Genomic DNA, 12,529 nt, shown 5'->3' with positions numbered 1-12,529 from the left:
ACAGGCGAACAGCGCGCCGGTCGCGACTGTCCACCGCGATCTCCGCAGCAGGATGGTCAATGAATGATCAGTGGAGCGAAGAGTGACTCCCTTCTTCCAGAGGCCCGACAGAGAGACCGAGATCACTCAACTTCGACCTCGGCTCCGAAAGGGCTTGGCGACTCCTGCATCGACCGACGCGGAATTTGGGATCAATGAGGACGCGAGGCGCCTGGTACGTTCACCCGTATTTATATTCTCGGCATTTCGATCCGGGTCCACCCTGCTCAGATGCATACTGGACACACATTCTTGCGTCCACTCCCCGCCCGAAATGCATCTCGATGGAATGAACGTCCGCATCTCAGGCAGAAGCGCCAAAGATGCAGTACCGGCCATGGGCATGATACGTCAGGATCTGGACAACCTCCTATGGGACGCGCTGCTCTATCGGTCTCTAGTCCGCAGTGGCAAGAAGATTCTCGTGGAGAAGACACCTGACAACGTGCGCATGTGGCGTCGGATCAGCACTCACTGGCCCGAAGCTCGCTACATATTCCTACTGAGAAACCCGTTGAACATTCTGGACTCGATGCGAAACTGGAGAGGGCGCCCATCTAGGCTCGGGCGAATCGGTGCTCGTCTCTGCGGCTACCATTGGATGAAAGAGCAGTACCTGCATCACTGGCTGCTCCCACTACTGACGGATCTCGCCGAGGCGAGAGCTTCCCTTCCAGGAATAACCATTAGATATGAACAGCTCACGACGGACCCTCACGGAACGATGCAGGCCGTATGCAAACACCTTGATATTCCGTGGGAGCCGCAGATGCTGAACTACGGCCGGGTTCCGCACGGAGCTTTCGGACTCCGGCTTGGGGACACCAGCGAAAGAATAAGGTCAGGCCGGATACTTGCTGACAGGTCACAGGAACCTCTCAAGGAAATAGCGAAGTTTCGCAGGATCTCCGCCATCCTCGGGTATCCAAGTCAACGATGCTAGCGCTGCGTTCGCGTATGGTTGGCTGTCATACATGGCGAGAGAATGGAAGACCGCCGCAGCTGCGGTGTGCGCGGCTTCGAAGATTGTTCGGACTCGTCCACCACGGATGCCGATGAGGAGATCAGGAAGCCGGCGCGCGGGCGCGGCATGCGCTGGCGGAATGGGTCGGATGAACGTCGGTCATGACGCTGAGTTGGGCGAGCTGCCCGTGCCACAGATCGCTGCCCTGTCGAAGTGCAGTGAGCGGAAGGAGCGCTGGTGGCTACACCGATTCGGCTCCGAGGCGGCCGAAGGGCAGGACATCGGCCGCGAGTGGGCCGCAAAAGATAGATCGCCAAGAGGAACGGTCGGGGCGATCGCCCCAGCCGCGGCCGATTCATTGCTTTAGTCGGCCGGTGCGTGATGTCGGTTCGCCGCAGGCTCGACAACTGCGGCGGGAGCTTGATGTGCCAATGGCCGACGGCTCGTCACCGTCTGATGCTTCGCACCGACAAGTGATCCAGAGCCGTCGCTACGGGAGCGGTCCCGTCTTCGGCGCGGATCTGCGCGGCGAGGACGGTGGCGCGTGCGCTGTATGCCGGAGCCATGACCGTGCGCAGGGCCGAGGCGAGTGCATTCTCGGTCAGCCGGCGGGCCGGTATCGGCCTGGCGGCCACCCCTAGTCGGTCCAGCCGCCTGGCCCAGAAGTACTGGTCGAAGGCGACAGGAATCGAGACCGATGGAACGCCGGCGCGTAGCGCGGCGGCCGTGGTTCCCGCGCCTGCGTGGTGAACGACGGCAGCCATATGAGGAAAAAGCAGTTCATGAGGGGTATCCGCGATGGTGATCACGTCGTTTCCATGGCAGGACAGGCCCGCCCAGCCTCGTTGAATGACCCCTCGCAGTCCGGCACGGCGCAGGGCACCGGCTGCCAAGGAACCGAGCTTTGCCGAATCGGCCAGGGGCATGCTTCCGAAGCCGACGAAGACTGGCGGAGGGCCCGCATCCAGGAATCGGCGGAGCGCGTCGGGAAGGTCTGTTCCGGACGGCACGTAGGGCCACCAGTATCCGGTGACCTGCTGGCCGGGCCCCCAATCGGCGGGACGTGGGCCGACCAACGGACTGTAACCATGAAAGCAGGGACGGTCAGACCGCTGTCTGCATTCTTGAGAGCCGAAGCCGTGCTCAACTGATGATCGTGCGTGCAGCCATCGTGTGGCCCTCCCCCACATGAGGTTGCTGTAGTAGGTGTCTTGAATCCGCCAACTCAGCCGATTGGCCATGTTGCCCATGGAGCGTGCGCCGACCCAGGGTGTGCTGAACTCCCCGGTACGATGGCCGGGCTGCAGGTGCAGCTCCATGCTAGGGATGCCGAGAGAATCAGCGATTGCGTGACCGATGGGTGCGACCAAGTAATGGAGCAGTAGTACGTCGGCCTGATCTGCGACCGCGAGGAGACTTTTGGTGATCTGCAGGCTGTGCCTGCGGTTCCAGGCGGCCACGCGAGGCATTCCTGTCAGCAGGCCGGTCGCGCTGAGAGGGCGCCCTCGGCACCAGATATTCATGTAATCGTGTGGATCGAAGGGGATCACCTGAAAAGGAAGCGACGCTTGGTTCCCTAGATGCGTGAAATGCGGTGGGGCGACCAGGGTGACATGATGTCCCCGTTCTGATAGGCGCTTTCCAAGGCCAACCAGTGGCATGACATCACCGGTGGTCCCCGCCATCATGATCGCTACTCGCATATAGCGCACTCCTTCTACATTGCCATGCAAATGCGAGAATACTTCGATAGAATGCAGGACTCAGCAGGGGCTCGATCGGTCGATCAAGGCGCTGATCTCCACAGCGCTCCGTCCACCTCGGGGAAATCGGCCAGCAGTCGTTGGGTGTCGGCGGCATAGCTGCACCGGACCGCCCGCATCGTGTCCTCATTGAAGTGAAGTCGATGGCCTTTGGTTGAAACGCCGACATGCTCCCTGGCCGTGTAGTTCCCGTTCCAGCGACCAGGATCGATGCCAAGGAACTCGAACGTCCGCCGGAGTTGGCCGACTGTATCGATGCAACAGCGTTCATATTGCAGGACGAGGACCTGCTCGCGGTCAAAGTACTCCAGCAGGTTCATTAGCTGCTGCCAGTAGAAGCCGCGATGCAAACTGTTTATTAACAGGGCGTTGTTGATTTCATAGCCAAACAGGGCGTGGTGGGCGAGACCCGAAATGAAACGTTCCAGAGGATCACGCAAGATCACCAGAATCTTGGCCTTTGGGGCACATCTCTGCAGCATCGGGGGGACCCAGAAATGGAACTGATAGCTGGGAGTCCACTCACCGGTTATCAAGCCTGGCGGACGGGGGAAGTGTGCGTGGTAGACCGCCGGATCTATGTCCTCGACCTGACCATAGTGGGCAAAGAAGTGTCGTTCCTTCACCGTGTACATCTCGGCCAGATCCTCGGACGAGCGCAGCTGGGGAGGCGCAACGTCGGGGTGGCCCGCGATCAGCGACCACCACCAGGTGGTGCCTGCCTTCATCACGCCGACACCAACGAAGTCCGGAGGCCCCGTTACCCAGCCTTCCGGCTGGAGGGGGACCGGTGTTGGGAGCATGACATTCGGAAGCTCTTGCGCCATACCGACACCATTCGTCATCGAGTGATCACTGACGGTCATGCCCATCCGTTCGCAAGCGTCAAACCTGTCGAGAGTCATCTGCCAGGGGCAAAATCTTCAATCCTTAGGCTCCGTCCTCGGGGCCACGACCGGCCTGCGGATCTGCCGATCGAAGAGGGCGCGAGCTACAACAGTTGTCGCAGCAGGCGCACGTGGATCTGAGAGCCATTGATCTCAGCTGATCGCTCCGTATGCTCCAATAGGCAACTCGCCAGGTTGGTGCGCTTTCGCCGGTTATGCGCTGACAGGTTGTCGATTGCGCCAATCCGAATCATGGCTTCGACGCTGGCGGAGACGGCGTTGTAGTCGCGGGCCAAGCGGCGGTGGAGCGTGACCCAGCCCACGCTTTCCTCTACGCCCCAGCGACGCCTAATGACGCGAAGGCCGCGGGTGCAGGCGTTCATTGAGACGGCATCTGACCCACGAGACCATCCACCAGGCGATCTACCTGCCGCACCGCGATGGCTTGACCCGGTACTGCACACCGGCCGCCAAGCCCGCCGACCGCGGCGCCGCGGCGCTGCGGCGACCAGCGCGCCATCCGCTTCACCGACCCCGGCACGCTGATCAGTGAGCGGCCCGCCGGCGCCGCCGACTGCCAGGTGCCCGGCCACTGGGAGGGAGATCTCATCGTTGGCCAGACAACCGGTCCGCCATCGGCACCCTGGTCGACCGCACCACCCGCTACATCATGCTCCTGCACCTGCCGCACGGGCGCACCGCCGAGCACGTCCGTGACGCACTTGTGCACGCCTTCGCCGGTCTGCCGGCCGAGCCGGAGACCCCCCGCTGACCTCTTCAGCAAGCTCGTCGCAACAGTCGGATGACGCCGTGTTGCGAACATCGCTGGAACCCGCCCAGCTTGCGATGGTCCCGCCCCGGTGAAGCGGGTTCATGTTCGCGTGAGATTTGGCTCCACCCTCGGGACTCTGGCGCTTCCTTGGTTGTTGTCCCTTGCCGGTGAGGTCGAGGCTTTGATCGTTGAGGCCGTCCGTCCGGTCCTGCCTGAGTGGGCTCGGTCCCGGGTGAAGTTGGCAGGTTCCACCCGGACGCCTCGCAGAGCCGGTCTGGTTGCGTTCGGTGCGGGTGGCGGTCGGTGGTCCCTCGGGATGGGACACGCGTCGGCAGGTCCTCGAACGCCACTCGGTGAGGAGCGGCCGCGCGCGGGTCGTGCTTTTCGGGCTGACTACCCGGCAGTCAGAGCGCCCGCGGCGGAGGCTAGGCGTGGTTGTGCGCCTCACCGTCCGCAGAATTCGGCTGTCACCACGGCATCTTCGGGGTTCTGGTCGCCCCAGTCACCGTTGCGGTTCATGGTCAGGACGTGCCGGCCGTCGGTCGTGGCCGCGGTCCGGGACGCCGAACCGGGCAGCATGCCGCCGTGGCCCCAGACCCAGCAGCCCTTCTTGAGCTTGAACTTGCGGATGCCGAGTCCATATCGTTCCTCGGCGCCGCCATGTCCGTCCTTTCCCTGGACCGGGACGGTGTCGAACATCGCCCGCTGCTGTCGGGGAGGTAGCACCTTGCCGCGTAGCAGCAGGGACAGGAATTTGTTCATGTCGCCGGTAGTGGAGATGATTTGTCCGGCCGACCAGGCCACCGTGGGGCTGAACTCGGTGACATCGCGCACCTTGGCGTCCGGCCCGTCCTCAAAGAGCGTGGAGTAATGCCGTGCATGCGGTTCAGGCACCTTGGGCGAGGTGCCGGGCGCGCTGGTGTCGGTCAGTCCGAGGGGCTGGATGAGCTGCTTGGTGATCTCGTCCTCGTAGCGGTTGCCGGTGACCTTCTCGATGACCATGCCGGCCAGGATGTAGTTGGTGTCGGAGTACTCCCAGTGGTGCGGCTTGCCCGGCTGGAACACCGCCGGATGGGCGAGCGCGATGTTCGTCAGCTCGCGCGGGGAGACCAGGCGGTAGCGGTTGGTGTCGAAGGCGTCCCCGGCGTACCTGGCGCGGAAGCCGTCGTCGTTGTTGTAGTTGAAGATCCCGCTGGTGTGGTTGAGCAGATGCCGCACGGTGATCGCCTCGGGATGGTAGTCCTTTCCGCGGACCACCCCGGGCAGCCATTTCTCGACGCTGTCGTCGAGCGAGAGTTTTCCGGCGGCCTCGAGCTTGAGCAGCACGGTGGCGGTGAACGGCTTGCTCATGCTGGCGATGCGGAACTTCTCATTGGGCTGGCGGGGGCGTTTGCTGTCCCGATCGGCAATTCCGGCCGTGTGCGTCCAGCTTCGGTGGCCGGTCATCACCCCAGCGACCACGCCGAGGGTGCCATGCGCGACGATCGCGTCCAGCGCGGCCCGGGTCTTGGCATGCGGTGAAGCCGCGGGGCGGTCGGCGAGGGACGGGGCTGCCGCGGCCGTGGTGAGCGCGCTGGCCGAGGCCACAACGACCAGCGTGCGGCGTGCTGAATGGAAGTTGTTCATGTGGCGAGCCAACCGGGCGCGGGGGCGCGCGCACCATCGGGTTCGCCCCGGAGATCGTTCTCAGGGGTACCCGAACGGGGACAGGTGATGACGATCGGTAATACCAGGTCGCCTCGCCGCGTTCCACATCCCCGCCGTCTGCAGGGGCCGTACATCGACCAGGAACGCACCTTGACGAGGCCTTCCGACACCTGCACCCGGCATCGTTCACACAAGAACGACACCGCCTCCCGGCGGCAGCAGCTGTTGCCCCGGAACTACGGGCTACGGCTCCCCGGCCATACCACCTGGCGACGGTGCAGAACGCGGTCTCCTACCGCAGGATGAACGTCACCCCGACGCCACTCCCTGACAGAGCCGGGCGGGGCCAGAACGCTGGAGACCCATCTCGGCAATCGATCAACATGTGGGTCCACTTCTCGCGCTTGAAGCCACGGCGGATGGAGCTCGGCGGCCGGGTGCTCGCGCCGGGGTGAACCGGAGCGGCGCCTGCATCCCGTCGATGCGCGGTACGCGGCCGCATTCGCCGTGGACCTGGCAGAGGGTAAGAGTCCCGAGTTCTAGCAGGCGCTGGGAAAGGTGATGAGGCCGCTGCTGAAGGCCAACGTCGAAGGACGCCGCGCAGAAGGTGAGCGACGCACTGCCGGCCAGCGGCGGAGGCTGACCGCCGCGAGCGGCGGGCCGTGTCGGGCCGGCAGGCACGACCATGCCGACGGAACGCCGCGCGGCGTGCACGCGGCCCGCCGCCATCCGTTGACCGGGCCGCCGCCGGACGCGGTGACCGGACAGAACACCGGCTCCGCACCGTTCGTCGTCGAGAATCACCGCACACCAGGGACAGTGACCGGCGATCTGAAGGCAATCCGGTGCCGCCTTCCCGGGCTTCCTCGATCAGCACAACGAACCGTGTCCTGGTGCTGTCGGCCGGACAGTTCACCGGCCTCAGCACCCTGATCGACATCGACGACCAGACCGTGCGAACCCGCACTGCCGAGGACCTGGTGTTCCATAAGGCGTAATTTCTCCAGGAATTCAGGCAGGGGGACCCGCCGCCCCCTCCGGTGCCGGCAGGTTCTCCATGCGAGACAGGGAGCCCCGGCAACGTCCGCCGCTGGGACGGTGACTTGCGGTCGAACGGACGCGGGCCGGATACGCCCGTACGGGACGGGTGCTAGGCGCGGGCGATGATGGCGGCCAGTTCCTGGACGCCTGGTAGGCGCGGGTTACGGTCGACGGTCTGGCTGACCAGGCGGCGGACGGCGGGGCGGCCGCGCATCTCGGCCGGGGCGTGCTGGCGGGGCGGCCAACTCCGCCCCGCCTTTACCCGGAGGTCCAACCCTGCTCCGCGACCGAGCCACAACAAGTGGATCAGAACCCCGCCAACCGGCCACGAGAGTGCGCTCCGCCACCGTGCTCCTGAGCGCAGGTGTCTCATCCCTCACCGGCCCGGCCCGGCCGGGTGAACGGGGACGGAGCTCAGACGTGCAGGGTGGGCCGGTAGGTGAGCTCTTGGATGTGGCCGTCGAGCGTCCGGCTCTCGATCAGTTCCAGGTCGAAGTCGGCCGCCCCCTGGAAGACCGGGTCCGCTCCGGTCTGACCGGTGATCACGGGGAAGACCGTCAGCTGGACGCGGTCGACCAGGCCGGCGGCCATCAGCGCCCGGTTCATCGACAGGCTGCCGTGCGAGCGCAACGGCACCTTCGACTCCTCCTTCAGCCGGGCGACGACATCGACGGCGTCGCCGCTCACCAGGGTCGCGTCCGGCCAGTCGAGGGGACCTTCCAACGTCGTGGACACCACCGTTGCCGGCATGTCCCTCATCTGCGTGTTCACCGGGTCGAGCTCCTTCAGCTCCCCCGTGTTCGGGCCCATCAGCTGCACGAACTGCCGGAAGGTATTCGCCCCGAGGACCATTCGTTGCTGACGGCCGTACAAGGCGAGGCGACGGTCGAGAAACTCCGGGCCGTGCTTGCCCCAGTAGCCGCCCCAGTCGCCGCTGCTGCTGTAGGAGCCGTAACCGTCGAGGCTGGAAAAGACGTCGAAGGTGTAGGTGGCGGTCATGATGCTCTCTCCTCCTGAAGCGGCGACCGGCGAGTGCCGGCCTCTCACCTTGACTACGAACGGGCCCGGCTCCATCCGACACCGGGGAATCAGGCAACTGCGCGGGAGCCGCCGGTGTGCTGGTTCCGGTGATCTCGTCCGCCGTGGAGGTCATTGTGTACACAGTGCGCACCCGGGTCTCCGGCGTTTCTAGCGCCTCCCCCGCACGCGCGCGTTCAGCTTCCCCGTGCTTGGGCCAGCAGACGGCGAGCCAGGGCGGCGCAACGGACGGCGGCCGCGACGCGGGAGTCCTCGCCGTCCCCGCCCTCCTCGACGCTTCCGCGTGCCGACGGCGGCGCGACCGTAGCGACCCGATTCACGTTGTCCTTCCACCCGACAGGGGGGTTCCAGCGCATGTCAGCGGGCAGGCGGTGACCACGGTGTCCAGCCCGCCCGACCTCAGGACCGCGGTGGCGTTCCGCATCAATTCCCTTCCCCCTGAGACGGCCGGTGACGGCTGTTCAACAGCCGCAGACGCAAGCGGATCAAACGCGACGGATACGGGCGCGCCGACTTCCATCTTCCGTGAACCCAGCTGCCGACTGTTTCTGGAAGGCCCGATCTCGAAGTCGCACTCCTGCGAGGAGGGCTCAGCGCGGGTGACGGATCAGTGAGGGGTGCCCTCGGTAGCAGCGACTGTGGCGGGCTCAGATCCGGTGGGGGCTGCGGCGACATCTTCGGGCTACCCGTTGGAATGCCTTGCGTACGGCTGCGAGGAAGTCCTCCGGGCCACCGCAGCCCGTTCGGTGCCGGCTGGAGGTCTAACGTTCGCGCAGCACGCGGTCGAGTACGTCGGGCTTGTTGGTGACGATGCCGTCCACACCCAGCTTGAGGGTGCTGCGCATCTTGGCGGGGTCGTCCAGAGTCCAGGTGAAGACCTTCATCCTGTGGCGGTGGACGTTCGCGACATAGGAGGCGGTGAGTTCCGCGTGCGGCGGGTTGACCAGATCGGCCCACCGGGCGAGCGCGGGCAGCTCCGCGGCAGGCGGCTTGCCGGGCGCCGCGACCGGCACCTGCGGCAGGAGCCGGTTGAAGCGGCGGGCGGAGGAGAGATCGAACGACTGGACGATGAGCCGCCGCTCCCGTGGATCGGGGCGCAGCCACGACGGGTTGCGGCGCAGGTCGGAGACGATGCGGTGTTCGATCCCGGGGTGGCGGTCGGGCGCCTTGATATCCAGCAGCAGTCCGAGACCGCTGTGATTCAGGGCGCGTAGCGTCTCGTCGAGGGTCGGCACCCGCTCGCGCCGGTACTTCGAGCCGAACCACAATCCCGCGTCGAGCTTGCGGATCTCGGCCAGTGTGAAGTCGGAGACCCGCCACGGTGACCGGCCCGGGAACACCGACTCGACGTTGGTGGTGCGGGCCAGCGTGGTGTCGTGCATGAGGACGAGCTTGCGGTCCTTGGTCTGCCGCACGTCGATCTCGACGAGGTCGGCGCGCTTCGTGCGGGCCAGTTTGAACGCGGTGATGGTGTTCTCGGGAGCGGCGGCGGAGGCACCGCGATGCGCGACGTTGGCGATCTTCAGCGCGGCCTTGGTCGTTCTTTCAGGAGCGATGGGAGCGTTGGCGTCCGCGGTCGGAACCGAGATGGTCGTGACCGCCACGGCGGCGGCAAGAGGGAGACCGAGCCGTCGGTACATAGTCACCTCGAACAGGCAGGGAACCGTCCTGTCGAGCGTCGCAACGCGTCTGGTCGAGGCAAAGTAGCAACGCGATAGCAGCCCGTGCACTGGCGGTGACTTTATGTGTCCAATCCCCTAGGGCGACGACGGTACGAGCGGGGATGACACGCCCGCCCTGGTCCCGGAACTCGTCCGGGACTCTATGCGCCCTCACAGAACGGCCTAAAGGAACCTGAAGAACGCCCTGCTCGACTGGGGGCATGGAACCACGGACGACAATCTTGCGAGAGCGGCTGGCGCTGCCAGTGCTGCTGGTCCTGTCAACCTTGGCCGCGTTCGGTGCCGGGATCACCTGGATGACGCATATGCACCACCGCGGCCTGCGCTACCTCGACCCGGAGCGGATGCCGGCCTACGACCAGGGATATGAGCAGCTGTCGGACCTGACCGTCATCCCGGCCGGGGTGGCCGGACTGGTCTGTGCCATGGCACTGCTGTTGCTGCGGCCACGAGGCGTGCCGCTGTGGATGATCGGGCTCAGCCTGTGCATGCAGGCGTCCATCTTCGTGGCCCGCGTCTTCATGTGGGGCGCCTGGGCCGATGAGGTCCGTGAGGCCGGATCCATCTGGCAGCCCGACGGGACCCTGCACCCGGCCTACACCGACTACATGGACCTCAACTGGATCCGCATCGTCATCATCAGCGGTTACGCGCTCCTGGCTCTGGTCATGGCGACGCTGGCCGTCTCCCGGCGCGGCAAGACCAGCAACGTGACTGGCCCCCGACACCGGACGGCGGAAGCCACCCCTTAGGCGGTGCCTGGTTATGTGGGTAGGTGGCCGTGAGTGAAGGCAGCGCGTCTGGTTGTCTCTGCTGTGCCGTGGACTTGGGTCAGGCCCCCGGCGGAGAACGTACGGTGGGTTCGTGACGGGTTGGGGCGAGGCGCGACAAGCCTGCAGAAGTCATCCCTATGCCGCAGACATGCTGCTGGCGCTAGGTGGCTTCGTCATCTTCCAGTGGGTGGCTCCCATGGTCGGCGAGCAGCCGACGCCTACCTGGTTCGGTACGGGACTCGGCTTGGTCGCGTTCGGTGCCTTGGCGCATCGGCGGATGTGGCCGTTCCCGGTGCTGCTGGTCACCGTCGGGGTGACGGCTACGCAACTGCTGACGGGAGGCGGCAAGAGCGCTCTGATGCTCGCGTCCACGATCGGCGTCTACACCGTGGCCGCCAATATCGACCGCCGGCTGGTGGTGGCGAAGGTGGGCGTGGGCTCGGCGGTCCTGCTCGGCACGGCGGGGACGATCGGGTCCGATGGCCATTGGGCGTCTGCCGACAACGTCGGCCTGGTGCTGCAGTGCGCGCTGGCCGCCGCGGTCGGCGCGGCCGTGCAGAACAAGCGCGCCTATCTCACCGAGGTCGAGCGGCGGGCCCGTGTCGCCGAGGAGACCAAGGAGCAGGAGGCGCGCCGCCGGGTCGCCGAGGAACGGCTGCGCATCGCCCGTGACCTGCACGACGTTCTGGCGCACCACATCGCGGTCATCAACGTCCAGGCCGGGGTCGCCGCCCACGTTCTGGAGGATGACGTCGGCCAGGCGCACGAGGCGCTCGGCCACGTCCGCCGGGCCGGGCAGGACGCCCTGAATGAGCTGCGCGTCACGGTCGGTGTGCTGCGCAGGCCGGACGGCGAGCCACCCGAGCCGGCGCCCGGCCTGGACCGGTTGCCCCAGCTGATCGCCTCGTTCGAGAAGTGCGGGCTGAAGACGCGGATGCGAGCCGACGGAGATCCGGCGCCGGTGCCGGTGCCGGTGGAACTGGCCGCCTATCGAATCGTGCAGGAGGCGTTGACCAACGTGACCAAGCATTCCGGGGCCGACCAGGCGACGGTCAGGCTGGAGCACCGGCCCGGCGAGCTCGCGGTCGAGATCAGCGATCGGGGCCGCGGGAACGGCAAGGTCAATGGCAGCGGGCATGGCCTGGTCGGGATGCGGGAACGTGCCCTGGCCCTGGGCGGCACGTTCGCGGCGGCGCCTCGTCCGGACGGTGGCTTCCAGGTCCTGGCCGTACTGCCGGTGACGCGATGACCGTGCGCGTGCTGCTCGCCGACGACCAGGCGCTGGTGCGGGCGGGGTTCAAGATCCTGGTCGACACGGCCGCCGATCTCGAGGTGGTCGGCGAGGCGGCGGACGGCCGCGAGGCGATCAAGCTCGCCGAGGCGCTCGAACCGGATGTGGTGCTGATGGACGTGCGGATGCCGGACGTCGACGGCCTGGCCGCCACCCGCCAGATCACCGCGACGCTGCCGCGGACCAAGGTGCTGATTCTGACCACGTTCGAGATCGACGAATACATCTTCGCGGCACTGCGGGCCGGCGCCAGCGGTTTCCTCGGCAAGGGCGTGGAGCCCCGAGAGGTGCAGGACGCGATCCGGCTGGTCGCCCGGGGCGACGCGTTGCTTTCGCAGTCCGCGACCCGTGCCCTGATCGGCCGGTTCCTGGACGGTCCGGCCGAGGTTCCCGTCCAGAGCCTGGCCGAGCTGACCGATCGCGAGCGCGAGGCTCTGCGGCTGGTGGCGGGCGGGCTGAGCAACGACGACATCGCCGACCGGATGCGGATCAGCCCGTACACCGTGAAGACGCACCTCAACCGAGCGATGGCCAAGCTCGGCGCACACGACCGCGCGCAGCTGGTGATCGTGGCGTATGAGACCGGACTCGTACGCCCGGGACTCTGAACGCACTACCGCCACTAATGCGGA

Annotated in this window: 10 protein-coding genes and 2 pseudogenes; 5 read left to right on the top strand and 7 right to left on the bottom strand. The window is 66.1% G+C overall.

Annotation, left to right across the window (positions count from 1 at the left end):
• Positions 1-70 precede the first annotated feature (70 nt).
• Positions 71-982 (top strand): sulfotransferase family protein, encoded by a 912-nt coding sequence (locus ABD333_RS26495; RefSeq protein ID WP_344545185.1) that lies wholly within the window; start codon positions 71-73, stop codon positions 980-982.
• A 467-nt stretch (positions 983-1,449) separates the two neighbouring features.
• Here the strand turns inward: ABD333_RS26495 and ABD333_RS26490 are convergent, their stop codons facing one another.
• From ABD333_RS26490 to ABD333_RS26480, 3 genes and pseudogenes are all read right to left on the bottom strand, one after another.
• Positions 1,450-2,706: a glycosyltransferase gene (locus ABD333_RS26490; protein WP_344545183.1), complete on the bottom strand. Its 1,257-nt coding sequence runs from the start codon at positions 2,704-2,706 to the stop codon at positions 1,450-1,452.
• An 83-nt stretch (positions 2,707-2,789) separates the two neighbouring features.
• Positions 2,790-3,632, bottom strand: a complete 843-nt coding sequence (locus tag ABD333_RS26485) for a sulfotransferase domain-containing protein (RefSeq protein WP_344545181.1) — start codon at positions 3,630-3,632, stop codon at positions 2,790-2,792.
• Positions 3,633-3,831: 199 nt separating this feature from the next.
• Positions 3,832-4,021 (bottom strand): annotated as a pseudogene (locus tag ABD333_RS26480) (IS5/IS1182 family transposase); the annotation flags it as partial.
• 20 nt (positions 4,022-4,041) lie between these two features.
• On the opposite strand from ABD333_RS26480, the pseudogene ABD333_RS47575 reads away from it, so the two are divergent.
• Positions 4,042-4,407 (top strand): annotated as a pseudogene (locus ABD333_RS47575) (IS30 family transposase); the annotation flags it as partial.
• Positions 4,408-4,869: 462 nt separating this feature from the next.
• Here ABD333_RS47575 and ABD333_RS26470 read toward each other — a convergent pair.
• From ABD333_RS26470 to ABD333_RS26455, 4 genes are all read right to left on the bottom strand, one after another.
• Positions 4,870-6,051: a serine hydrolase domain-containing protein gene (locus ABD333_RS26470; RefSeq protein WP_344545179.1), complete on the bottom strand. Its 1,182-nt coding sequence runs from the start codon at positions 6,049-6,051 to the stop codon at positions 4,870-4,872.
• A 1,171-nt stretch (positions 6,052-7,222) separates the two neighbouring features.
• The gene (locus ABD333_RS26465; protein WP_344545177.1) at positions 7,223-7,387 is read right to left on the bottom strand and encodes a hypothetical protein; all 165 of its coding nucleotides are present in this window, start codon (positions 7,385-7,387) and stop codon (positions 7,223-7,225) included.
• A gap of 140 nt (positions 7,388-7,527) precedes the next feature.
• The gene (locus tag ABD333_RS26460; RefSeq protein WP_344545175.1) at positions 7,528-8,112 is read right to left on the bottom strand and encodes a dihydrofolate reductase family protein; all 585 of its coding nucleotides are present in this window, start codon (positions 8,110-8,112) and stop codon (positions 7,528-7,530) included.
• A gap of 800 nt (positions 8,113-8,912) precedes the next feature.
• Entirely contained in the window at positions 8,913-9,791 is an 879-nt protein-coding gene (locus tag ABD333_RS26455; protein ID WP_344545174.1) for a glycerophosphodiester phosphodiesterase, read from the bottom strand.
• A 263-nt stretch (positions 9,792-10,054) separates the two neighbouring features.
• On the opposite strand from ABD333_RS26455, the gene ABD333_RS26450 reads away from it, so the two are divergent.
• From ABD333_RS26450 to ABD333_RS26440, 3 genes are all read left to right on the top strand, one after another.
• The gene (locus tag ABD333_RS26450; RefSeq protein ID WP_344545172.1) at positions 10,055-10,585 is read left to right on the top strand and encodes a hypothetical protein; all 531 of its coding nucleotides are present in this window, start codon (positions 10,055-10,057) and stop codon (positions 10,583-10,585) included.
• A 112-nt stretch (positions 10,586-10,697) separates the two neighbouring features.
• Entirely contained in the window at positions 10,698-11,855 is a 1,158-nt protein-coding gene (locus ABD333_RS26445) for a sensor histidine kinase (RefSeq protein ID WP_425546937.1), read from the top strand.
• Positions 11,852-12,505: a response regulator transcription factor gene (locus ABD333_RS26440; protein ID WP_344545168.1), complete on the top strand. Its 654-nt coding sequence runs from the start codon at positions 11,852-11,854 to the stop codon at positions 12,503-12,505. The genes ABD333_RS26445 and ABD333_RS26440 overlap by 4 nt, the downstream gene beginning before the upstream one ends.
• The last annotated feature ends 24 nt before the right edge of the window (positions 12,506-12,529 follow it).

This window comes from Actinomadura fulvescens, assembly GCF_039533225.1.
Taxonomy (GTDB): Bacteria; Actinomycetota; Actinomycetes; order Streptosporangiales; family Streptosporangiaceae; genus Spirillospora; species Spirillospora fulvescens.
This window is presented reverse-complemented; position numbering and strand designations above follow the sequence as displayed.

What these genes read in the sequence shown, in the direction of transcription:
- ABD333_RS26490 (WP_344545183.1), bottom strand. Translation starts at nt 2,706, where the DNA reads ATGCGAGTAGCGATCATGATGGCGGGGACCACCGGTGATGTCATGCCA.
- ABD333_RS26485 (WP_344545181.1), bottom strand. Translation starts at nt 3,632, where the DNA reads ATGACCGTCAGTGATCACTCGATGACGAATGGTGTCGGTATGGCGCAA.
- ABD333_RS26470 (WP_344545179.1), bottom strand. Translation starts at nt 6,051, where the DNA reads ATGAACAACTTCCATTCAGCACGCCGCACGCTGGTCGTTGTGGCCTCG.
- ABD333_RS26460 (WP_344545175.1), bottom strand. Translation starts at nt 8,112, where the DNA reads ATGACCGCCACCTACACCTTCGACGTCTTTTCCAGCCTCGACGGTTAC.
- ABD333_RS26455 (WP_344545174.1), bottom strand. Translation starts at nt 9,791, where the DNA reads ATGTACCGACGGCTCGGTCTCCCTCTTGCCGCCGCCGTGGCGGTCACG.
- ABD333_RS26440 (WP_344545168.1), top strand. Translation starts at nt 11,852, where the DNA reads ATGACCGTGCGCGTGCTGCTCGCCGACGACCAGGCGCTGGTGCGGGCG.